This is a genomic window from Pseudomonas sp. AC239, from assembly GCF_979258545.1.
Map to the genome: position 1 here is coordinate 1,729,716 of NZ_OZ409864.1, position 22,610 is coordinate 1,752,325.

Here is a 22,610-nt window from a genome sequence, read left to right on the forward strand (position 1 = left end):
GATCGATTTTTGCCGCATCTGTACTGGTTTCCACCAAGACGCACCGAGGCCACCATGACTCTGTATGTAAATCTCGCCGAATTGCTCGGCACCCGCATCGAACAAGGTTTCTATCGGCCCGGTGATCGCTTGCCGTCAGTGCGTGCCTTGAGTGTCGAGCACGGTGTCAGTCTGAGCACGGTGCAGCAGGCGTATCGCGTGCTTGAAGACAGCGGTCTGGCCACGCCGAAACCCAAGTCTGGCTACTTTGTGCCAGTCGGCCGCGAATTGCCGGAGCTACCCGCAATAGGCCGCCCGGCGCAGCGGCCAGTGGAGATTTCGCAATGGGATCAGGTGCTGGAACTCATTCGCGCGGTGCCACGCAAGGATGTCGTGCAATTGGGCCGTGGCATGCCCGATGTCGGCTCGCCGACCATGAAACCGCTGCTGCGCGGGCTGGCGCGTATCAGTCGCCGACAGGACATGCCCGGTCTGTATTACGACAACATCCACGGCAACCTCGAACTGCGCGAACAGATCGCACGGCTGATGCTCGATTCCGGCTGCCAGTTGAGCGCCAGCGAACTGGTCATCACCACCGGCTGCCACGAAGCGCTGTCCACCAGCATCCACACGATCTGCGAGCCGGGCGACATCGTCGCGGTGGACTCGCCAAGTTTCCACGGCGCCATGCAGACCCTCAAAGGCCTGGGCATGAAAGCTCTGGAAATCCCCACCGACCCGCTCACCGGCATCAGCCTCGACGCCTTGGAGCTGGCGCTGGAACAGTGGCCGATCAAGGCCATTCAGCTCACGCCGAACTGCAACAACCCGCTCGGCTACGTCATGCCCGAGTCGCGCAAACGCGCCTTGCTGACCCTGGCCCAGCGTTTCGACGTGGCGATCATCGAAGACGATGTGTACGGCGAACTGGCCTACACCTATCCGCGTCCGCGGACGATCAAATCCTTCGATGAAGACGGCCGCGTGTTGCTCTGCAGCTCGTTCTCCAAGACCCTGGCGCCGGGGCTGCGCATCGGCTGGGTGGCGCCGGGCCGATATCTGGAGCGAGTGCTGCACATGAAATACATCAGCACCGGCTCCACCGCGCCGCAACCGCAAATCGCCATCGCCGAATTCATCAAGGCCGGCCATTTCGAGCCGCACTTGCGGCGTATGCGCATGCAGTACCAACGCAATCGTGACGCGATGATCGACTGGGTGACGCGCTATTTCCCGGCCGGCACCCGCGCCAGTCGCCCGCAGGGCAGCTTCATGCTCTGGGTGGAACTGCCGGAGGGTTTCGACACCCTGAAACTGAATCGCGCGCTGCACGATCAGGGCGTACAGATTGCCGTCGGCAGCATCTTTTCCGCCTCGGGCAAATACCGCAATTGTCTGCGCATGAACTACGCTGCCAAACCAACAGCACAGATCGAAGAAGCGGTGCGCAAGGTCGGCGCCGCGGCGATCAAATTACTCGCTGAGACCGACTGACCTTTTTTGCGACCCTGACGTCCAAAATGCCGACCTCAATCGCCAACCGGAACGATCCTACGTGAGCTTCAGACAGCCCCTACTCGCTTTACTGATACTCGCCTCGTTCCTCAGCGGCTGCGCCAGCCTCGATGTGCCGCGCGAACCAAGCCAGGCATTGCCAGCGTCGGACTCCAGCTTCGGCCGTTCGATTCAGGCTCAGGCCGCGCCCTACAAAGGGCAGTCGGGGTTTCGTCTGCTCTCCGACAGTGGCGAGGCGTTTACCGCCCGGGCCGAGCTGATTCGTCATGCCCAGGTCAGCCTCGATTTGCAGTACTACATTGTCCATGACGGCATCAGCACGCGGATGCTGGTGGAAGAAGTGCTCAAAGCGGCCGACCGTGGTGTGCGCGTGCGCATCCTGCTCGACGACACCACCAGCGACGGCCTCGACCAGATCATCGCCACCCTGGCGGCGCATCCGCAGATCCAGATTCGTTTGTTCAATCCCCTGCACCTGGGTCGCAGCACCGGCGTCACGCGTGCGGCCGGGCGACTGTTCAATCTGTCCGTGCAGCACCGGCGCATGCACAACAAGCTGTGGCTGGCGGACAACAGCGCGGCCATCGTCGGCGGGCGCAATCTGGGCGATGAATATTTCGACGCCGAACCCAACCTGAATTTCACCGACATCGACATGCTCAGCATCGGCCCGGTCGCCGAGCAGCTCGGGCACAGTTTCGACCAGTACTGGAACAGCGCGCTGAGCAAGCCGATCGACGAATTCCTCTCCAGCCAACCGACCGCCGCCGACCTGCAAAACACCCGCACGCGCCTGGAAGAATCACTGGAAGAAACCCGCAAGCAGAACCACGCGCTGTATCAACAGTTGATGAAATTCACCACCGACCCGCGCATGGATATCTGGCGCAAAGAACTGATCTGGGCCTGGAACCAGGCGTTGTGGGATGCGCCGAGCAAGGTGCTGTCCAAGGGCGAACCCGATCCGCATCTGTTGCTGACCACACAACTGGCGCCGGAACTGACCGGTGTCAGCAAAGAGCTGATCATGATTTCCGCGTACTTCGTGCCCGGCCAGCCGGGGCTGGTCTACCTGACCGGGCGCGCCGATGCCGGGGTCTCCGTGAACCTGCTGACCAATTCACTGGAGGCCACCGACGTGCCGGCGGTGCATGGCGGTTACGCGCCCTATCGCAAGGCGTTGCTTGAACACGGTGTGAAACTCTATGAATTGCGCCGCCAGCCTGGGGATAACTATGGCAGCGGTCCGCGGGTGTTCTACAGCAAGTCGTTTCGCGGCTCGGATTCCAGCCTGCACAGCAAGGCGATGATCTTCGACCGGCGCAAATCGTTTATCGGCTCGTTCAACTTCGACCCGCGCTCGGTGCTGTGGAACACCGAAGTCGGCGTGCTCGTCGACAGCCCGGAACTGGCCGAGCACGTGCGCGCACTGGCGTTGCAAGGCATGGCGCCGACCCTGAGTTATCAGGCGAAACTCGAGGACGGTAAGGTCGTCTGGGTCACCGAGGACAACGGCCAGATGCATACCCTGACCAAGGAACCGGGGAGCTGGTGGCGGCGCTTCAACGCATGGTTCAGCACCAGCGTTGGCCTCGAGCGGATGCTGTAAGTTGGTGATCCCTTGTGGGAGCGAGCCTGCTCGCGAAAACGGTTTCACATCCAGCAAATGAGCTGACTGATGCACCGCTTTCGCGAGCAGGCTCGCTCCCACAGGAATGCGCTCAGGCAGCTTCTGCCGTTGTGCCAAAGGCTCCTTGGCGCAACAACAAAAGCACCAGGCCAAACGCCCCCGCCGCCATCAACAGCGGCAACGCATGCCCGTTGATCCACTGACTGCCCGCCCCTGCCGCCAACGGCCCGACCAGACAACCGACACCCCACAACTGGGCAATATGCGCATTGGCGCGGACCAGCGCATCGTCACGGTAGCGCTCGCCAATCAGAATCAGTGACAAGGTAAACAAGCCGCCAGCACTGGCGCCGAACAGCACCCACAGCGGCCAGATCAGCAGCGTGTCGAGCAACATTGGAATGGCCAGACTCGACAGCATCAACACCACCGCGCATCCAGCGAACAGCGTGCGTCGCGACAGATAATCGGCCAATGCGCCGATCGGCAATTGCAGCAGCGCATCGCCGACCACCACGGTGCTGACCATTGCCAGCGCGATTTCGGCGGTGAACCCTTGTTGCAGGCAATACACCGGCAGCAGCGTCAGAATCATCGCCTCGAACGCGGCGAACAACGACACCGCCCAGGCAATCGCCGGCAGCTCTCGGGCAAAACCCCACAGAGCGCCAAACGTGACGCTGTTGGCCTCGCTACTCGGGGCGCCACTGCGACCCAGCAGCAGAAAAGGCGAGAGCGTCAGCAGACCGACCCCGACCCAGAAACCGTAATCATGCTCGGTGCCCAGCGCGCCCAACAGCAACGGACCGGACAGTTGGCTCAGCGCATAGCTGCTGCCATACAGCGCTACCAGACGTCCGCGCCACTGCTCGACCACCAGTTGATTGATCCAGCTCTCGCCGAGGATGAACACGATGGTCAGGATCACCCCGATCAGCAGGCGCAGCAGCAACCAGATCGGATAACTCGGCAGCAGCGCCAACAGGCCGATCGACAGTGCCCCGGCCCACAGGCACAGACGCATCAGGTTCGCCGTGCCGAAATACGCGGCGAGATGGCTGGAAATCTTCGCCCCCAGCAGCACACCGATTGCCGGCATGGCTGCCATCACACCGATGGCGAACGAGCCGTAGCCCCAGCCCTCCAGACGCAACGACACCAGCGGCATGCTGACCCCCAGGGCCAGGCCGACACTCAAGACAGACGCCAACACGGCGAAATACGTCGCCCACCGCATGTTCCACGCTCCTGTGGATAATTCTTTTTGTGTTCATCCAAAACACTGTGGGAGCGAGCCCCTGTGGCGAGGGGATTTATCCCCGTTGGGTCGCGCAGCGGCCCCAAAACCGGCAACCACGATGTACCAGGTACACCGCGTGCAATGGTTTAGCGACTGCTTCGCAGCCGAACGGGGATAAATCCCCTCACCACAGAAACTCACTCCCACAGAGGATTTCTGTAGCGCTCGAGAGCCTGATTCAGCAGGCCCTCTTTACCGCCTTACAGCTTGATCCAGGTCGCCTTCAGCTCGGTGTACTTGTCGAAGGCATGCAGCGATTTGTCGCGACCGTTGCCCGACTGTTTGAAGCCACCGAACGGCGCGGTCATGTCGCCGCCGTCGTACTGGTTGACCCACACGCTACCGGCACGCAGGGCCTTGGCGGTCAGGTGGGCCTTGGAGATGTCCTGGGTCCACACCGCTGCAGCCAGACCGTATGGCGTGTCGTTGGCGATCTGGATGGCTTCTTCGGCGCTATCGAAAGCGATCACCGACAACACCGGGCCGAAAATCTCTTCCTGGGCAATCTTCATCGCATTGCTCACACCATCGAAAATGGTTGGCTCGACGTAGGTGCCGCCGGTTTCCTGGAGGATGCGCTTGCCGCCGGCGACCAGTTTGGCACCATCGCTATGGCCGGACTCGATGTACGACAGCACGGTGTTCATCTGCTGGGTATCGACCAGAGCGCCGACATTGGTCGCCGGGTCGAGCGGATTGCCGGGCTTCCAGGTTTTCAGCGCTTCGATCACCATCGGCAGGAATTTGTCCTTGATCGAACGCTCGACCAGCAGACGCGAACCGGCGGTGCACACTTCGCCCTGGTTGAAAGCGATCGCGCTGGCAGCGGATTCAGCGGCGGCCTGCAGGTCCGGCGCATCGGCGAAGACGATGTTCGGGCTCTTGCCACCGGCTTCCAGCCAGACACGCTTCATGTTCGATTCGCCGGCGTAGACCATCAGTTGCTTGGCAATCTTGGTCGAGCCGGTGAACACCAGCGTGTCGACATCATTGTGCAGACCCAGCGCCTTGCCGACGGTGTGGCCATAGCCCGGCAGCACGTTGAGAACGCCTTTGGGAATACCCGCCTCAATGGCCAGCGCAGCGATGCGGATGGCAGTCAGCGGCGACTTTTCCGACGGCTTGAGAATCACCGAGTTACCGGTCGACAGCGCCGGGCCGAGCTTCCAGCAGGCCATCATCAGCGGGAAGTTCCACGGCACGATAGCGCCGACTACGCCCACTGGCTCGCGAGTCACCAGACCCAGTTGATCATGTGGAGTCGCGGCGACTTCGTCGTAGATCTTGTCGATCGCTTCGCCGCTCCAGCTCAACGCCTGGGCCGCGCCCGGTACGTCGATGTACAGCGAATCGCTGATCGGCTTGCCCATGTCGAGGGTTTCCAGCAGCGCCAGTTCTTCGGCGTGCTGTTTCAGCAGGCTGGCGAAGCGAATCATGGTGGCTTTGCGTTTGGTCGGCGCCAGGCGCGACCAGACGCCGGAATTGAAAGTAGCGCGGGCGTTTTCTACAGCACGGTCAGCATCGGCGGCATCACAACTGGCGATCTTGCCGAGCAGGCGGCCATCGACCGGGCTGATGCACTCGAAGGTTTCGCCGGAGACGGCGTCGGTGTATTCGCCATTCAGGAAGGCGCGGCCTTCGATTTTCAGATCGCGGGCGCGTTGTTCCCAGTCGGCACGAGTCAGGGTAGTCATTCGGGTGTCCTCCTCTTATTGAATACGAGCACCGCAAGCGCTGCGGCGCTGTTCAAGAATTCTGCCCGGCCAGCCTGCACTTTCGGCCCGAGGCACCCGCCACCCTAAACCAGCGGCCGGGTTTGTTTCAATATATTTGACATAAGCCGGCCATACGGCCTTGCGGTGTTCATTTTAATAAACATAGACTTTGGCCCATTCCAGCCAACGCGCCGTCACTAGCGGAGAAAACAACAATGAACATCCAGAACGTCGTCGATATCAGCCTCGCCAGCAGCGAAGCCGAGCGCTATCGCCCGGACCCAGCGAAGGTGCTCAAGGGCGATCCTGAGCAGGCGGTGTTTCATCAATACGACAGCCCTTGTGGGCAAATGGGCGTGGGTGTGTGGGAAGGCGCGGTGGGTCAGTGGACGGTGAATTACACCGAGCATGAGTACTGCGAGATTCTGCAGGGGGTATCGGTGTTGCGTGACAGCGATGGCAATGCCAAGACCTTGCGCGTTGGCGATCGCTTCGTGATTCCGGCAGGGTTTCGCGGAACCTGGGAAGTGCTGGAGGCGTGCCGCAAGGTTTATGTGATCTTTGAACAGAAGGCTTGAGATGTTTGCTGGCTGATCGGCCATCATCGCTGGCAAGCCAGCTCCCACAGGTTTTGTGCATGACACAGGTTCTGTGAAGACCGGCAATCAATGTGGGAGCTGGCTTGCCAGCGATAAGGCCCAACCGGTCACCGCAGAATCCAAGGCAAAAAAAGGCCCGCATCTCACGATACGGGCCTTTTTCGCAGTCAGGAAAAATCAATTACTTGATTTTGCCTTCCTTGTACATCACGTGCTTGCGAACAACCGGATCATATTTCTTGATCTCGATTTTGTCCGGGGTAGTACGCTTGTTCTTGTCGGTAGTGTAGAAGTGACCAGTACCGGCGCTCGAGATCAAACGAATCAATTCACGCATGATTAGCTCCCTTAAATCTTGCCATCGCGGCGAAGTTCGGCGAGCACGACAGTGATGCCACGCTTGTCGATGATACGCATGCCTTTGGCAGATACGCGCAGACGCACAAAACGTTTCTCTTCTTCAACCCAGAAGCGGTGATGCTGCAGGTTCGGCAGGAAACGACGACGGGTTTTGTTGTTTGCGTGGGAAATGTTATTCCCAGTCACCGGACCCTTACCGGTAACTTGACATACTCTCGACATGCCTCAGCCCTCTAAAACCACATGCCCAACCCGGCATGGGTTGGCCGCTTAATCTCTCAGTCATTTGGCGCCAGGCGCCGCGTTTCTTTAGAGGTCTTACCGGCTACACCTACAGTGAAGGAACCGGGCCCCTAGAAAAGAGCGCTGCTTTATACCAGAAAGACCGGGGTGCAACAACAATCGGTGTGCAATCAATCGGCAAAAGGGCGATTTTTTCCGCCGCAGACGCCTTGGACAAAGGCTGCGGCCAGTTTTGACCACTCGTCGCAGAATTCCCGTCCTACAGCCGATTCAGGCTTTTCATCTGGCTGCCCATGCTCGAAACCGCGCAAGAGTGCGCCTGAAAATGCAAAAAGGGGATAGTCATTTGCAATTCAGAGCTCTAGGGTAGGACTTTTCCAGACTGCACTTGCAGATGGGCCTTCGATCTGTAAAGGAAACCGACCATGCGCCTCGCTGCCCTACCCCTGTTACTCGCTCCGCTGTTGCTGAGCCCCCTCGCCCAGGCCGCCGCGTTGAGCGTTTGTACCGAGGCCAGTCCCGAAGGGTTCGACGTGGTGCAGTACAACTCGCTGACCACCACCAATGCTTCGGCTGACGTACTGATGAACCGCTTGGTGGATTTCGATACCGCCAGTGGCAAGGTCATCCCGAGCCTTGCTGACAGCTGGGAAGTCAGCACCGACGGCCTGACGTATGTATTCAAACTGCACCCGCAGGTGAAATTTCATACAACCGATTATTTCAAGCCGAGCCGCGAGCTGAGCGCTGAAGACGTCAAGTTCAGCTTTGACCGCATGCTCGACCCGGCCAACCCGTGGCACAAAGTCGCCCAGAGCGGCTTCCCCCATGCGCAGTCGATGCAACTACCGACGCTGATCAAGAAGATCGACGCCCTCGACCCGCTCACCGTGCGTTTTACCCTCGACCATCCGGATTCGACTTTCCTCGCGACCCTGAGCATGGGCTTCGCCTCGATTTATTCCGCCGAATACGCCGACAAACTGATGAAGGCCGGCGCCACCGACAAACTCAACAGCCAGCCGATCGGCACCGGCCCGTTCGTGTTCAACCGCTTTCAGAAAGACGCAGCGATTCGCTACAAGGCCAACCCGGATTATTTCCATGGCAAGCCTGCCGTCGACCCGTTGATCTTCGCTATCACGCCGGACGCCAACGTGCGCCTGCAAAAGCTGCGGCGCAATGAATGCCAGATCGCCCTGTCGCCAAAACCACTGGACGTACAGGCTGCGCTGAAGGAGCCGACGCTGAAAGTCGAAAAGACTGACGCGTTCATGACCGCTTTCGTGGGCATCAACAGCCAGCATCCGCCACTGGACAAACCGGAAGTGCGCCAGGCGATCAACCTCGCTTTCGACAAGGCCAACTACATCAAAGCCGTGTTCGAAGACACCGCCGAGGCGGCCAACGGCCCGTACCCGCCGAACACCTGGAGCTACGCCAAGAATCTGCCGGGCTATCCGCACGACGTCGCCAAAGCCAAGGCGCTGCTCGCCAAGGCCGGCTTGAAGGAGGGTTTCCAGACGACGATCTGGACGCGGCCATCGGGCAGCCTGCTCAACCCGAACCCGAGCCTCGGCGCGCAGATGTTGCAGTCGGATCTGGCCGAGATCGGCATTCAGGCGGAGATCCGTGTGATCGAATGGGGCGAACTGATTCGACGCGCCAAGGCCGGCGAACATGACCTGCTGTTCATGGGCTGGGCCGGCGATAACGGCGACCCGGACAACTTCCTCACCCCACAGTTTTCCTGCGCGGCGATGAAGTCCGGCACCAACTTCGCGCGGTACTGCAACGCCGATCTGGACAAGCTGATCAGCGCCGGCAAGACCACCAGCGAGCAAGGCGTACGGACCAAGCTGTATGAACAGGCACAGGCGCAGATCCAGCAGCAGGCACTGTGGCTGCCCCTGGCGCACCCGACGGCCTACGCTTTGACGCGCAAGGATGTTCAGGGTTATTCCGTCAGCCCGTTTGGCCGGCAGGATTATTCAAAAATCAGCCTCAAGCCCTAAGCGGCAAGCGGCAAGCGGCAAGCGGCAAGCGGCAAGCTAGAGCACTCCGCGCACGGCTCCAGCTTGCCGCTTGCAGCTAGAGGCTTGCCGCTGCTCTTTTACATCCAGCCACACTCCGCCATCGACAGCGGTTCGCCGTCTCCGATGATGAAGTGATCGAGCACTCGCACGTCAATCAGCTCCAGCGCTTTCTGCAGGCGCTTGGTCAGCAGCCGATCGGCCTGACTTGGATCGGTATTCCCGGACGGGTGGTTGTGACAGAGGATCACCGCTGCGGCGTTATTGGCCAGCGCGCGCTTCACCACCTCCCGAGGATGCACGCTGGTGTTGTCGATCGAGCCGCGAAACAGCGCCTCGAAATTCAGCACCTGATGCTTTGAATCGAGAAACAGGCAGCCGAACACCTCGTGCGGCTCGTGCCGCAGCATTGCCTTGAGGTAATCGCGGACGACCTGAGGGTTCTCCAGTGCCGGCTTCTGTCGTGAGCGCTCGGCCAGATGGCGCTTGCTCATTTCCTGCGCGGCTTGCAGCTGGGCGAACTTGGCCGGGCCGAGGCCCATTTGTTTGCTGAATGCGTCCTGATCGGCCTCAAGCAGCAAACGCAGGCCACCGAATTGCGTCAGCAGATGTCTGGCAAGGTCGACAGCGCTTTTTCCGGGCAATCCGGTGCGCAGAAAAATCGCCAACAACTCAGCGTCCGAAAGACTCCCTGCGCCGTGTTCCAACAGCCTTTCCCGCGGCCGTTCCGCCGCCGGCCAATCGCGAATACTCATAGCACCTCCTTGTCTGTGGGCGCCGCTGTTCCGTAGCGGTCGCTGTGATATCGTAGCCCATCTTTTTGGCGGTCGATTCAACCCTGGGGAGGGGCATCGCACCGCAGTCATCAACGAAATGAAAGGCAGACCTATGCAGCGGCTGTATCGGAAACGCATCGTTCTGGGCGTCGGCGGCGGCATTGCGGCCTACAAGAGCGCTGATCTGGTTCGCCGCCTGATCGACCAGGGTGCCGAAGTGCGCGTGGTCATGACCCATGGCGGCGCCGAATTCATCACCCCGCTGACCATGCAGGCCCTCTCGGGCCATCCCGTTCACCTCGACTTGCTCGACCCTGCCGCCGAAGCCGCCATGGGCCATATCGAGTTGGCGAAATGGGCCGATCTGGTGCTGATCGCTCCGGCCACCGCCGACCTGATCGCCCGCCTGGCCCAAGGCATTGCCAACGATCTGCTGACCACGCTGGTGCTGGCCACCGACGCCGTGGTTGCTGTCGCGCCAGCGATGAACCAGGCGATGTGGCGCGACCCGGCGACCCAGGCCAACCTGCAACTGCTGGAAAGCCGAGGCCTGAAGACTTTCGGCCCGGCCTCGGGCAGCCAGGCCTGCGGCGACGTCGGCATGGGCCGCATGATGGAAGCCACCGACCTGGCGCTGCTCGCCGCTGATTGCTTCCAGCGCCAGGCATTGACCGGCAAGCATGTGGTGATCACCGCCGGCCCGACTCAGGAAAACATCGACCCGGTGCGCTACATCACCAACCATAGCTCGGGAAAAATGGGCTTTGCCCTCGCCGAAGCAGCCGTGGAAGCCGGCGCCCGTGTGACGTTGATCAGCGGCCCGGTGCACCTGCCGACGCCTGATCGCGTGACGCGGATTGACGTGGTCAGCGCCCGCGACATGCTCGCCGCCTGCGAATCGGCCATGCCTTGCGATGTGTTCATTTCGTCGGCAGCGGTGGCGGACTACCGCCCCGAAGTCGTCGCCCCGCATAAACTCAAGAAAGATCCTACGAGCGGCGACGGCTTCGTCCTGCAAATGGTGCGCAATCCGGACATTCTCGCCACCATCGCGACCCGTCCCGACCGTCCGTTCAGTGTCGGCTTCGCCGCCGAAACCGAACACCTGCTCGACTACGCTGCACGCAAGCTGAAGGACAAGAATCTCGATCTGATCGTCGCTAACGACGTCGCCAATCCGAGCATCGGTTTCAACAGTGAGGAAAACGCTTGCAGCGTCATCGACCGTGAGCTGCACGCCACGGTTTTCGCCCAGACCAGCAAGAGCAAGATCGCTCGCCAACTGGTCACTTTTATCGCCGAACGTCTGAACCAGGTTTAATTTACATGCACGCTTTGCAAGCCAAGATCCTCGACCCACGCATCGGCACCGATTTCCCGCTGCCACAATACGCCACACCGGGCTCCGCCGGCCTCGATCTGCGCGCCATGCTGGAACAGGACATCGTGATCAAACCGGGTGAAACCGTGCTGATCCCCACCGGGCTGTCGGTCTACATCGGTGACCCGAACCTCGCCGCGCTGATCCTGCCGCGCTCGGGCATGGGCCATAAACACGGCATCGTGCTGGGCAACCTCGTCGGCCTGATCGACTCCGATTATCAGGGTCCGCTGATGGTGTCCTGCTGGAACCGTGGCCAGAGCGATTTCACCATGACCGTCGGCGAGCGCCTGGCGCAATTGGTGCTGGTGCCGGTGGTGCAGGCGCATTTCGAGATGGTTGAAGAGTTCGTCGAGACCGAGCGCGGCACCGGCGGCTTTGGCCACACTGGCACCAAATGATTGGCACCGCCCTGTAGGAGCTGCCGCAGGCTCGGGCTGCGATCTTTTGATCTTGATCTTAAAAAGCAAAATCAAAAGATCGTCCGATCGCGGCCCGAGCCTGCGGCAGCTCCTACACGGAAATTTGTGCAGATTCACCAGAACGGTTAAGCGCTGAAAATCAAGGTTTTGCCGGCCGCGAGCCCGGCCAGGCGAGGCGTCATGGCCCTTTCATAGCACGAACTCTCTGTGGAAAACGCCGTCATACCCTTCAGTTTGAGCCTGCCGTCGAAGATTTCGCCGGTCTGTCCCGCCCTTTTCGAGATGGAGCATGTCCACAGATGAGCACCCCCGCCAAGATCGCCCCGAAGCTGCCTGACAGCATTTTCCGCGCCTACGACATTCGTGGCACCGTGCCGGAATACCTCAACGGTGAAACCGCCTACTGGATCGGCCGTGCCATCGGCTCGCAGAGCCTGGCCCAGGGCGAACCGAATGTGTCGGTCGGTCGCGACGGTCGCCTGTCCGGCCCGGAGCTGGTCGCGGAACTCATTCGCGGCATCGCCGAGAGCGGTTGCCACGTCAGCGATGTCGGTCTGGTGCCAACGCCAGCGCTGTATTACGCCGCCAACGTGCTGGCGGGCAAGTCCGGGGTGATGCTCACCGGTAGCCACAATCCGTCGAACTACAACGGTTTCAAAATCGTCATCGCCGGCGACACCCTCGCCAACGAGCAGATTCAGGTGCTCCACGAGCGCATCAAGAACAATGACCTGAGCAGCGGCCAGGGCAGCGTCACTCAGGTCGAAATCCTCGACCGCTACAACACCGAAATCGTCCAGGACATCAAACTCGCTCGTCGCCTGAAAGTCGTGGTCGACTGCGGCAACGGCGCGGCCGGCGTGATCGCCCCGCGACTGATCGAAGCGCTGAACTGCGAAGTCATCCCGCTGTTCTGCGAAGTCGACGGCAACTTCCCGAACCATCACCCGGATCCGGGCAAACCGGAAAACCTCGTAGACCTCATTGCCAAAGTCAAAGAGACCAACGCCGATATCGGCCTGGCCTTCGACGGCGACGGTGACCGCGTCGGCGTGGTGACCAACACCGGCAGTATCGTCTACCCGGATCGTCTGCTGATGCTGTTCGCTCGCGACGTAGTGGCGCGTAACCCGGACGCGGAAATCATCTTCGACGTTAAATGCACTCGCCGTTTGGTGCCGCTGATCAAGGAATACGGCGGTCGGCCGCTAATGTGGAAGACCGGTCACTCGTTGATCAAAAAGAAAATGAAGCAATCCGGCGCGCTGTTGGCCGGCGAAATGAGCGGGCACATCTTCTTCAAGGAGCGCTGGTTCGGTTTCGACGACGGCATCTACAGCGCCGCACGTCTGCTGGAGATCCTCAGCAAGGAAAAATCCACTGCGGAAGAGCTGTTTGCGACCTTCCCGAACGATATTTCCACGCCGGAAATCAATATCCATGTGACCGAAGAGAGCAAATTCAGCATCATTGATGCACTGCACGATGCTCAGTGGGGCGAAGGCGCCGACCTGACCACCATCGACGGCGTGCGGGTCGATTACGCCAAAGGCTGGGGCCTGGTGCGCGCATCCAACACCACACCGGTGCTGGTGCTGCGCTTCGAGGCCGATGACGAGGCTGAATTGCAGCGCATCAAGGATGTGTTCCACGCCCAACTGAAACGCGTTGCACCTGATCTCCAACTACCGTTCTGATCCACCCGGAGCCCTGAATGACCCTCGAACGCGAAGCCGCCGCCAACACTGCCAAGGTCCTGTCCGAAGCGCTGCCTTACATCCGACGCTACGTCGGCAAGACCCTGGTGATCAAATACGGCGGCAACGCGATGGAAAGCGAGGAGCTGAAAACCGGCTTCGCCCGCGACATCGTGCTGATGAAAGCCGTGGGCATCAACCCGGTAGTCGTGCACGGTGGCGGCCCGCAGATCGGTGATCTGCTCAAGCGCCTGTCGATCGAAAGCCATTTCGTCGACGGCATGCGCGTCACCGACGCCGCGACCATGGACGTGGTGGAAATGGTTCTCGGCGGTCAGGTCAACAAGAGCATCGTCAACCTGATCAACCGCCATGGCGGCAGCGCCATCGGCCTGACCGGTAAAGATGCCGGGCTGATCCGGGCGAAGAAGCTCACCGTCTCCCGTCAGACCCCGGAGATGACTCAGCCGGAAATCATCGACATCGGCCACGTCGGCGAAGTCGTCGGCATCAACACCGAACTGCTGAACCTGCTGGTCAAAGGCAACTTCATCCCGGTCATCGCGCCGATTGGCGTGGGTGAGAACGGCGAGTCGTACAACATCAATGCCGACCTGGTGGCGGGTAAGGTTGCCGAAGCACTGAAAGCTGAAAAGCTGATGCTGCTGACCAACATTGCCGGCCTGATGGACAAGTCGGGCACCGTGCTGACCGGCCTGAGCACGCAGCAGGTCGACGATCTGATCGCTGACGGCACGATCTACGGCGGCATGCTGCCGAAGATCCGTTGTGCACTGGAAGCGGTTCAAGGTGGGGTTGGCAGTTCGTTGATCATCGATGGTCGTGTGCCGAATGCGATCCTGCTGGAAATCTTCACCGATACCGGTGTGGGCACGCTGATCAGTAATCGCAAGCGTCCTTGATCGCCAATCGCTGAAGCAAAAGATCGCAGCCTTCAACAGCTCCTACAGGGATTTCGCACACGCGAGAATCCGCTTTTGTAGGAACTGACGAAGGCTGCGATCTTTTTTGTGCGCGCAGGAAAAGCCTGACTCGACACAGCGAAACGTCCGACATCCCTCCAGAACAAATCTCCATAGGATCTTCCTCTCATCCAACGGAGATTCACTCATGCAGAAAGATTACGTTCCTTACGGCAGCGATGTTTCAGCAGGCACCTACGAATGCGTGGACTGCGGCCATCGTTATTCCAATCAAGCCAAGACTTCAATGCCGCCCTGCCCGCAGTTTCGCAAATCGGCGCATGTCCTGAACGGCTGGAAAACCCTCACCGGCCAAGGTGACGCGCCACAGGATCCGTACCCGGAGAAATCCGAAACACCAGCCGCCAGCAAAAAATAATCCCGGAGCGCCTGAGCCATGCAGATCTCGTTCACGATCGACGCCGACGCTTTCGAGCAGGAACAGAAGGAACCGGTGAAAAAGACCTTGCGCATCGGCGACGCTGAAATCGCCCATGCGCTGGAGCGCATCGCCAAGGCCAGCCTGACCGAGTACCTGAAAATGCTGGTCGAGGGCGGCATGCCCAGCCGGGCTGATGAAGCCAAACAGGATCGCCTGCTGTATCTGATACAGAGTTACTTCGGGCAAACCCTGCCGACCGAATCGCAGATATCGACGATCTTTCAACTGACCCAGAGCCAAAGCAAAACCCTGCTGAAGAACACCGTTTCGCGCTTTCGCAACCAACTCGACGACATCTTGCAGCACAGTATGCGCGCGGTGATCGAGTCCGCCGAACATGCGCAAAATGTGTATCTGGTGGTGATCAGCTCGGACGTGATTCGCGACGAACTGAACATGCTCATTACCCAAAACGAGCCGACCTTCAAACCCATCACCAAACGCAAGGGCAGCGCCGGACAGTTCGAAATCAGCGAAGATTCCCACGCATTGCTCTGCGCAACGCTGGGGCTGAATGCCGTTCAGTGACATTGTCGCGGTCAGTGGCTTGCTGCTGACCCTGACCACGTTCATGTTCAATCTGGCGTGGCCAGCGCTCAACGAAGCGTTGGCTGAGGATGAATATCAAAAGGGTTCGCAGGCTCGAAAACGTAGTCGAGACAGGATTCTGGCCACTGTCTACTGGCGAGCATTGCCGTTGACGTGTGCTTTTGTGGCGCTGTTTTACGTTAACTTGCCGGCGGCAGTCGGAATCGTGCGCAGCAGCACGCTGGATCTGTGGGATTTCGATGTGGATCGCACGCTGTACGTCATGGTGGTAGTTGCGCTGCTGGTGTTTGCGCTGGTCAATATCGGATTGGCGCTGAGGCTGCTCATGAAATGGCGAAGTCTGCGTTGATCGCCAACAAAAAAGACCCGGTTCAGCCTGACTGAACCGGGTCTTTTTACTGTGGGAGCGAGCCTGCTCGCGAAAGCGTAATTTGCCTCACCGCTGATAGGTGACGGCCATTCGCGAGCAGGCTCGCTCCCACATTGGTCAAACGCCAAATTGGGCGCGATACGCTTCCACGGCTGGCAGATGCTGCTTGAGCTGCGGATCATCGGCGAGGAACTCCAGCACCTGATTCAGCGAGACGATGCTGATCACCGGAATACCGAAGTCGCGCTCGACTTCCTGGATCGCCGACAGTTCGCCGTTGCCACGCTCCTGACGGTTCAATGCGATCAGCACACCGGCGGCCTTGGCGCCGTCCTGGGAAGCGATGATCTGCATCACTTCGCGAATCGCGGTGCCGGCGGTGATTACGTCGTCGATGATCAAGACTTCGCCAGTCAGCGGTGCGCCAACCAGGCTGCCGCCCTCGCCGTGGGCCTTGGCTTCCTTGCGGTTGAAGCACCATGGCAGGTCACGGTCGTGATGCTCGGCCAGCGCAACGGCGGTCGTGGCCGCCAGCGGAATGCCTTTATAAGCCGGGCCAAACAGAACGTCGAAAGAAATGCCGCTCTCGGCGATGGCAGCCGCGTAGAAACGCCCCAGCTGCGCCAGGGCCGAACCCGAGTTGAACAAGCCGGCGTTGAAGAAGTAGGGACTGGTGCGCCCGGACTTCAGGGTGAACTCACCGAAGCGCAAAACGCCGCGATCGATGGCAAAACGAATGAAATCGCGCTGATACGCTTGCATGAAAAAAACCCCAAATACCACGGATTTAGCTAATTAGCTTGACGCCGTGTATCATACACGCACGCGATTTTTGGGGCCATTTATGCGGATCATCAGTGTGAACGTCAATGGTATTCAGGCGGCAGTCGAGCGCGGTTTGCTCAGTTGGCTGCAAGCCCAGAATGCCGACGTCATCTGCCTGCAGGACACCCGTGCCTCCGCCTTTGAACTGGATGACCCAGCCTTCCAACTGGATGGCTACTTCCTTTATGCCTGCGATGCTGAAGTCCCTGCCCAAGGCGGCGTGGCTTTGTACTCGCGGTTGCAACCGAAGGCTGTCATCAGCGGTCTCGGTTTCGAGACGGCCGACCGCTACGGGCGCTACCTGCAAGCAGATTTCGACAAAGTCAGTATTGCCACCTTGCTGTTTCCTTCGGGGATGAACGGCGATGAGGACTTGAACCAGAAGTTCAAGCTCATGGACGATTTCGGCAAGTACCTGGACAAACAGCGACGCAAACGTCGCGAGTACATTTATTGTGGCTCGCTGTACGTTGCGCAGCAGAAACTCGACATCAAGAACTGGCGCGACAGCCAGCAATCTCCAGGCTTCCTGGCGCCGGAACGCGCCTGGATGGATGAGATTGTCGGCAACATGGGCTATGTCGACGCGCTGCGCGAAGTCAGTCGCGAAGGCGATCAGTACAGCTGGTGGCCGGATAACGAACAGGCCGAGATGCTAAATCTGGGCTGGCGTTTCGATTATCAGATCCTGACCCCGGGCCTGCGTCGCTCGGTGCGCAGTGCGCGCCTGCCGCGTCAGCCACGGTTTTCACAGCACGCGCCGTTGATCGTCGACTACGACTGGACGCTGACCATCTAAGCGTCGTATCGCAGCCAAAGATAATGCCCGCATCGTGAGATGCGGGCATTTTTTATGAGCTGTGCTTCCTAGACCGCAGCGAAGAATGGCAAGGTCAGGTACAACTTGATCACGATGACGTTGACGATATCGATGAAGAACGCTCCTACCATCGGCACTATCAGAAACGCGATTTGCGAAGGGCCATAGCGCTGCGTCACTGCTTGCATGTTGGCGATGGCCGTCGGCGTGGCGCCCAGACCGAAGCCGCAATGTCCCGCAGCCAGCACTGCGGCATCGTAGTTGCTGCCCATCACCCGGAACGTCACGAAAATCGCGAACAGCGCCATGACCAGCGCCTGCACGGCCAGAATGATGAAAATCGGCAATGCCAGCGCCGCCAGATCCCACAACTTCAGCGACATCAGCGCGATTGCCAGAAACAGCGAGAGGCTGACATTGCCGAGCACAGACACTTCACGCTCGAATACCTGATACAAGCCAAGCGCTGACAGACTGTTGCGCAACACCACACCCACAAACAGCACGCAAACAAACGTCGGCAGTTCGAACGCAGTGCCATGCAGCAAGCCATTCAAGAGATTGCCAGCGAGCAGGCTGACGGCAATCAGCGCCAGCGTCTCGACGAACGAAAACGGCGTGATCGAACGTTCCTTGTTCGGCTGTTCAAAACCTCTTGGCAGTCGCGGCGCTTGCTGGGGTGTGCAGCCCGGCACTTGCACGCGCTTGATCAGCAACCGGGCGACGGGCCCACCGATCAGCCCACCGAGCACCAGACCGAACGTCGCTGAGGCCAGCGCCAGCTCCGAAGCCGAGGCCAGGCCATATTTCTCGCTGAATACCGCGCCCCATGCGGCGCCAGTACCGTGGCCGCCGGCCAATGTGATCGAACCCGTCAGCAAGCCCATCAAAGGATCGAGACCGAGCAGGGTCGCCAATCCGATGCCCATGGCGTTCTGCACCACGAGCAAGCCAATGACCGCCAGCAGGAAGATACCGACTATGCGGCCGCCCTTTTTCAGACTGGCAAGGTCGGCACTCAAGCCAATCGTGGCAAAGAAAGCCAACATCAAGGGTGTTTGCAATGATGTATCGAAGCGGACTTCAATATCGAAAGTACGCAATATCAACAGGAGCATGGCAACCACCAGGCCGCCCGCTACCGGTTCAGGAATATTGTAACTTCGCAGAAAGCCAACACGCGCAACAAGTCCGCGCCCGAGCAGTAGTACTAAAGAAGCGGCCACGAGCGTGCCGTAGAAATCGAGCTCAATCATGTGGATTATTCTTGGCTAAGTATTCACGAGGCGAGCATTTACCTGAGCCCGACTAGTGAACCGGCTGATTTTCTCAACACTGATTACTGGGGAATTCAAGTGCCATCGATGCCTTGAACATATCGAAATGTTTCAATCGAAACATTGCATCGGGCAACTTTAACAACCAGCTCGCGCGAATAACAAGGACAGGGATATACACTTGCCCACTTAGTTGTGACCAAAGATGTAATAGAGAAATATCAGCAAATAAATGCCAAACCGCACATCGCTAACAGACTAGTCCTACAACAAAAACCAATTATTAAGTTGCACAAATAAAAATACCCCGATAAGTCGGGGCATTTTCATATTGCGATACAACAAACTTTCACTTGATCAGTCGCCAAGTGAACGGATATCTGTACGGGAAACCTTCGTTGGCTTTGACCCCTGCAATGATCGTCAGGACCAGTGCGGCGATCGCCAGCAAACCAAACAGGAAGAAACCGATGATCAGCAGCATGAGCAAGAAGCAGATCATTGAGGCTATCGCCACCGTGATCTGAAAATTCAGCGCCTCTTTGCCCTGCGCATCGATGAAAGGGTCTTTCTCGCGCTTCATCTGCCAAAGGATCAGCGGCCCGATCAGATTGCCGAACGGAATCCAGATCCCCAGCAAGGCGGACAAGTGACAGAACATCGCCCACTGGCGAACCTCCTGGCTCGGCTTGGGCAGCAATTCTTGCTCTTCACTCATCACGCTCTCCTTGTGGTCAAGAACCTCAGTCGGCCAGTGCGGCCTTCTGCAATTCGAAGATTTCGTTCATACCCTGCTTGGCCAGCTCCAGCATGGCATTGAGCTCGTCAGGCTGGAACGGCGCACCTTCAGCGGTGCCCTGCACTTCGATGAAACCGCCGGTGCTGGTCATCACCACGTTCAGGTCGGTTTCGGCTGCGGAATCTTCAAGATAGTCCAGATCCAGCACCGGCTCGCCCTGGTACATGCCCACCGAGACCGCGCCGATCATCTGCTTGAGCGGGTCACCGCCTTTCAGGCCGCCGCGCTTCTTGATCACTTTCAGTGCATCGACCAGCGCAACCATGGCGCCGGTGATGGACGCGGTGCGGGTGCCGCCATCGGCCTGGATCACGTCGCAATCGACGTACAGGGTCACGTCGCCAAGTTTGGACATGTCCAGCGCTGCGCGCAGGGAGCGGCCGATCAGACGCTGGATTTCCAGCGTACGACCGCCCTGCTTGCCACGGCTGGCTTCACGCTGGTTACGCTCGCCGGTGGCGCGCGGCAGCATGCCGTATTCGGCAGTCAGCCAGCCTTGGCCCTGGCCTTTGAGGAAGCGCGGTACGCCATTCTCGACGCTGACGGTGCAGATGACTTTGGTATCACCGAATTCGACCAGTACGGATCCCTCGGCGTGTTTGGTGTAGTTGCGGGTGATGCGGATCGAGCGGAGCTGATCGGCAGCGCGACCACTTGGACGTTTCATAGGGATACCTGTACTGAGGACGGAAAACTGCCGAGCATTATAGAGCGCGGCACCGCGAGTGGGCACTGGTTAAAACCGCCGGCCGACGACCGAAGCCCTCAAACGCGCATAACCGACGGGCTTTAGCGCTTTGTCACACCGTGTGTTTGGGCGCATTCGCCGCACTGCGCTACAATCCTGCGCCTTTGCTGCCAGTCGGCTTAAATTCATTGAAATCGCGCCTGCGAAACAGCGTTTCGCGCCGATCTGCATTGCGAGGTCACCGCCATGGTGCACAGCATGACCGCCTTCGCCCGCGTCGAGAAAGCCGGCGTTCAGGGCACCCTGAGCTGGGAACTGCGCTCGGTCAACAGCCGCTATCTGGAACCGCACCTGCGCTTGCCCGAATCGTTTCGCGACCTCGAAGGCGCCGTGCGTGAAGCGCTGCGTCAGGGCCTGTCGCGAGGCAAACTGGAGTGCACGCTGCGCTTCACCGAGGAAAGCACCGGCAAGCCGCTGCAAGTCGATCGCGAACGCGCCGCGCAACTGGTTGCCGCTGCGGAAACCGTAGGCGGGCTGATCAAGAATCCGGCTGCGCTGAATCCACTGGAAGTGCTGGCCTGGCCCGGCGTGCTGGTCGCCGATGCGTCCGACCCGCAAGCGCTGAACGCCGAAGCGCTGGCGCTGTTCAATCAGGGCTTGAAGGATTTGAAGGCTGGCCGCGAGCGCGAAGGCGCCGAGCTGGCTCGCTTGATCAGCGACCGCCTGACTTCCATCGAAGAAGACGTCGTGACCCTGCGTGAACTGGTCCCGCAGATGCTCGCCACCCAGCGCCAGAAAGTCCTCGATCGCTTCGCCGACATGAAGGCCGAGCTCGACCCGCAGCGCCTGGAACAGGAAATGGTCATCCTCGCGCAAAAAAGCGACGTGGCCGAAGAACTGGATCGCCTGAGCACCCACATCATCGAAGTTCGCCGGGTGCTCAAGTCCGGTGGTGCCGCCGGGCGGCGCCTGGACTTCCTGATGCAGGAGCTCAACCGCGAAGCCAACACACTGGGCTCCAAAGCCTTCGACCCGCGCAGCACCCAGGCCGCCGTCAACCTCAAAGTGTTGATCGAGCAGATGCGCGAACAAGTGCAGAATATTGAGTAAGGCTACCCTGACATGACCCAACACACCGGCACCCTGTACATCATTTCTGCGCCGTCGGGCGCGGGCAAGAGCAGTCTGGTCAAGGCGTTGACCGACGCCGATCCGGAGATCCGCGTTTCCGTTTCGCACACCACCCGCGCCATGCGCCCGGGTGAAGTGGACGGCGTGAACTACCACTTCGTGAGCCGCGAAGAGTTCGTGAAGATGGGCGAGCATGGCGACTTTCTTGAGCGCGCCGAAGTCTTCGGCAACTTCTACGGCACCTCGCAAAGCCGCTTGCAGCAGACACTGGACGAAGGTCACGACCTGATTCTGGAAATCGACTGGCAAGGCGCCGAGCAAGTGCGCAAGCTGATGCCGCAGGCCCGCTCGATCTTCATCCTGCCGCCGTCGCTGCAAGCCTTGCACCAGCGCCTGACCAACCGCGGCCAGGACAGCGACGAAATCATCGACGGCCGCATGCGTGAAGCAGTCAGCGAGATGAGCCACTACGTCGATTACGACTACCTGATCATCAATGACGATTTCGCCCACGCGCTGGACGATCTCAAGGCAATTTTCCGCGCCAATCAGTTGCAACAGAAACGTCAGCAAGTGCGTTTCGGCAAGTTGCTCGCTGAATTGCTCGGTTGAATCAGTACTTCCCAAAACGCCCGCAAGCGCTTTACATTGGTGCTTGCAGCGCGTTGAAGGGCCTGGTCAAAAAATCAGCGCTTCCCTAATCGCTGGTGATTTTTTAAACTGCTCAGTCCGCTCGCCCAACCGGGCAGCGCGCATATTGCATTCGCTCCGAGGAATACCATGGCCCGCGTAACCGTTGAAGACTGCCTAGAACACGTGGAAAACCGCTTTGAGCTGGTCATGCTCTCTACCAAGCGTGCCCGTCAACTGGCCACCGGCGGCAAAGAGCCACTGGTTCAGTGGGAAAACGACAAGCCGACCGTTGTCGCGCTGCGTGAAATTGCTGAAGGCGTGATGAGCTACGAGTACATCGCCGAGCAGGAAATCGTCCAGGATGAACCGCTGTTCGCAGCGTTCGAGGACGAGTCGAACGAGGCCGTCTAAGCCTATGCCTGGTCGACGTAGCACGGCGC

General features: G+C 59.5%; 23 protein-coding genes and 1 pseudogene. 15 read left to right on the forward strand and 9 right to left on the reverse strand.

Features of this window, described 5'->3' with window-relative positions; all coding sequences use genetic code 11:
- The first annotated feature begins 54 nt into the window (after nt 1–54).
- Together ACZ0AZ_RS08060 and ACZ0AZ_RS08065 are read left to right on the forward strand one after the other, a co-directional pair.
- On the forward strand, nt 55–1,476 hold the full coding sequence (locus ACZ0AZ_RS08060) for an aminotransferase-like domain-containing protein (protein ID WP_463537174.1): 1,422 nt from the start codon (nt 55–57) through the stop codon (nt 1,474–1,476).
- Nucleotides 1,477–1,537: 61 nt separating this feature from the next.
- Nucleotides 1,538–3,106 carry a phospholipase D family protein gene (locus tag ACZ0AZ_RS08065; protein WP_039757377.1) on the forward strand — a complete coding sequence of 523 codons (1,569 nt, stop codon included), beginning with the start codon at nt 1,538–1,540 and terminating at the stop codon, nt 3,104–3,106.
- A 112-nt stretch (nt 3,107–3,218) separates the two neighbouring features.
- On the opposite strand, the gene ACZ0AZ_RS08070 is transcribed toward ACZ0AZ_RS08065, so the two are convergent.
- Nucleotides 3,219–4,364, reverse strand: a complete 1,146-nt coding sequence (locus ACZ0AZ_RS08070; protein WP_039757376.1) for an MFS transporter — start codon at nt 4,362–4,364, stop codon at nt 3,219–3,221.
- Nucleotides 4,365–4,627: 263 nt separating this feature from the next.
- On the reverse strand, nt 4,628–6,121 hold the full coding sequence (locus ACZ0AZ_RS08075) for an aldehyde dehydrogenase (RefSeq protein ID WP_041476638.1): 1,494 nt from the start codon (nt 6,119–6,121) through the stop codon (nt 4,628–4,630).
- Nucleotides 6,122–6,357: 236 nt separating this feature from the next.
- Between ACZ0AZ_RS08075 and ACZ0AZ_RS08080 the strand changes: the two genes are divergently transcribed.
- Entirely contained in the window at nt 6,358–6,720 is a 363-nt protein-coding gene (locus ACZ0AZ_RS08080; RefSeq protein WP_016772555.1) for a cupin domain-containing protein, read from the forward strand.
- Between the two features lie 202 nt (nt 6,721–6,922).
- Here ACZ0AZ_RS08080 and rpmG read toward each other — a convergent pair whose 3' ends face one another.
- Together rpmG and rpmB are read right to left on the reverse strand one after the other, a co-directional pair.
- Nucleotides 6,923–7,078, reverse strand: a complete 156-nt coding sequence (gene rpmG, locus ACZ0AZ_RS08085; protein ID WP_016772554.1) for a 50S ribosomal protein L33 — start codon at nt 7,076–7,078, stop codon at nt 6,923–6,925.
- 11 nt (nt 7,079–7,089) lie between these two features.
- Nucleotides 7,090–7,323, reverse strand: coding sequence for a 50S ribosomal protein L28 (gene rpmB, locus ACZ0AZ_RS08090; RefSeq protein WP_007920377.1), 234 nt, complete (start codon nt 7,321–7,323; stop codon nt 7,090–7,092).
- 446 nt (nt 7,324–7,769) lie between these two features.
- On the opposite strand from rpmB, the gene ACZ0AZ_RS08095 reads away from it, so the two are divergent.
- The gene (locus tag ACZ0AZ_RS08095; RefSeq protein WP_463537175.1) at nt 7,770–9,359 is read left to right on the forward strand and encodes an ABC transporter substrate-binding protein; all 1,590 of its coding nucleotides are present in this window, start codon (nt 7,770–7,772) and stop codon (nt 9,357–9,359) included.
- A gap of 98 nt (nt 9,360–9,457) precedes the next feature.
- Here the strand turns inward: ACZ0AZ_RS08095 and radC are convergent, their stop codons facing one another.
- Complete coding sequence (radC, locus tag ACZ0AZ_RS08100; protein ID WP_039757373.1) at nt 9,458–10,132, reverse strand: RadC family protein; 675 nt, start codon at nt 10,130–10,132, stop codon at nt 9,458–9,460.
- 133 nt (nt 10,133–10,265) lie between these two features.
- Here radC and coaBC point away from each other — a divergent pair, with 133 nt between their 5' ends.
- The 7 genes and pseudogenes from coaBC to ACZ0AZ_RS08135 all read left to right on the forward strand — a co-directional run bounded on the left by coaBC (nt 10,266) and on the right by ACZ0AZ_RS08135 (nt 15,976).
- A complete protein-coding gene (coaBC, locus tag ACZ0AZ_RS08105; RefSeq protein ID WP_016772551.1) occupies nt 10,266–11,474 on the forward strand; it encodes a bifunctional phosphopantothenoylcysteine decarboxylase/phosphopantothenate--cysteine ligase CoaBC in 1,209 nt (402 codons plus the stop codon).
- Between the two features lie 5 nt (nt 11,475–11,479).
- Nucleotides 11,480–11,935, forward strand: a complete 456-nt coding sequence (gene dut, locus ACZ0AZ_RS08110) for a dUTP diphosphatase (protein ID WP_008086463.1) — start codon at nt 11,480–11,482, stop codon at nt 11,933–11,935.
- Nucleotides 11,936–12,249: 314 nt separating this feature from the next.
- Nucleotides 12,250–13,653 (forward strand): annotated as a pseudogene (locus ACZ0AZ_RS08115) (phosphomannomutase/phosphoglucomutase); the annotation flags it as partial.
- Between the two features lie 17 nt (nt 13,654–13,670).
- Complete coding sequence (gene argB, locus ACZ0AZ_RS08120) at nt 13,671–14,576, forward strand: acetylglutamate kinase (protein WP_016772548.1); 906 nt, start codon at nt 13,671–13,673, stop codon at nt 14,574–14,576.
- A 208-nt stretch (nt 14,577–14,784) separates the two neighbouring features.
- Nucleotides 14,785–15,015: a hypothetical protein gene (locus ACZ0AZ_RS08125; protein WP_039757370.1), complete on the forward strand. Its 231-nt coding sequence runs from the start codon at nt 14,785–14,787 to the stop codon at nt 15,013–15,015.
- Between the two features lie 18 nt (nt 15,016–15,033).
- Nucleotides 15,034–15,606: a hypothetical protein gene (locus tag ACZ0AZ_RS08130; RefSeq protein WP_039757369.1), complete on the forward strand. Its 573-nt coding sequence runs from the start codon at nt 15,034–15,036 to the stop codon at nt 15,604–15,606.
- On the forward strand, nt 15,593–15,976 hold the full coding sequence (locus ACZ0AZ_RS08135) for a hypothetical protein (protein WP_039757368.1): 384 nt from the start codon (nt 15,593–15,595) through the stop codon (nt 15,974–15,976). The genes ACZ0AZ_RS08130 and ACZ0AZ_RS08135 overlap by 14 nt, the downstream gene beginning before the upstream one ends.
- A gap of 138 nt (nt 15,977–16,114) precedes the next feature.
- On the opposite strand, the gene pyrE is transcribed toward ACZ0AZ_RS08135, so the two are convergent.
- On the reverse strand, nt 16,115–16,759 hold the full coding sequence (gene pyrE / locus ACZ0AZ_RS08140) for an orotate phosphoribosyltransferase (protein WP_027616815.1): 645 nt from the start codon (nt 16,757–16,759) through the stop codon (nt 16,115–16,117).
- A gap of 82 nt (nt 16,760–16,841) precedes the next feature.
- On the opposite strand from pyrE, the gene ACZ0AZ_RS08145 reads away from it, so the two are divergent.
- A complete protein-coding gene (locus ACZ0AZ_RS08145) occupies nt 16,842–17,621 on the forward strand; it encodes an exodeoxyribonuclease III (RefSeq protein ID WP_016772543.1) in 780 nt (259 codons plus the stop codon).
- A 68-nt stretch (nt 17,622–17,689) separates the two neighbouring features.
- Here ACZ0AZ_RS08145 and gltS read toward each other — a convergent pair whose 3' ends face one another.
- The 3 genes from gltS to rph form a co-directional block, all read right to left on the reverse strand.
- Nucleotides 17,690–18,898: a sodium/glutamate symporter gene (gene gltS, locus ACZ0AZ_RS08150; protein WP_463537176.1), complete on the reverse strand. Its 1,209-nt coding sequence runs from the start codon at nt 18,896–18,898 to the stop codon at nt 17,690–17,692.
- 370 nt (nt 18,899–19,268) lie between these two features.
- Nucleotides 19,269–19,637, reverse strand: a complete 369-nt coding sequence (locus ACZ0AZ_RS08155) for a DUF4870 domain-containing protein (protein WP_039757366.1) — start codon at nt 19,635–19,637, stop codon at nt 19,269–19,271.
- A 25-nt stretch (nt 19,638–19,662) separates the two neighbouring features.
- A complete protein-coding gene (rph, locus tag ACZ0AZ_RS08160; protein WP_024014799.1) occupies nt 19,663–20,385 on the reverse strand; it encodes a ribonuclease PH in 723 nt (240 codons plus the stop codon).
- A gap of 267 nt (nt 20,386–20,652) precedes the next feature.
- Here rph and ACZ0AZ_RS08165 point away from each other — a divergent pair, with 267 nt between their 5' ends.
- From ACZ0AZ_RS08165 to rpoZ, 3 genes are all read left to right on the forward strand, one after another.
- A complete protein-coding gene (locus ACZ0AZ_RS08165; RefSeq protein WP_463537177.1) occupies nt 20,653–21,516 on the forward strand; it encodes a YicC/YloC family endoribonuclease in 864 nt (287 codons plus the stop codon).
- Nucleotides 21,517–21,528: 12 nt separating this feature from the next.
- On the forward strand, nt 21,529–22,149 hold the full coding sequence (gene gmk, locus ACZ0AZ_RS08170) for a guanylate kinase (RefSeq protein WP_129997939.1): 621 nt from the start codon (nt 21,529–21,531) through the stop codon (nt 22,147–22,149).
- Nucleotides 22,150–22,317: 168 nt separating this feature from the next.
- Entirely contained in the window at nt 22,318–22,581 is a 264-nt protein-coding gene (gene rpoZ, locus ACZ0AZ_RS08175) for a DNA-directed RNA polymerase subunit omega (protein ID WP_039757363.1), read from the forward strand.
- The last annotated feature ends 29 nt before the right edge of the window (nt 22,582–22,610 follow it).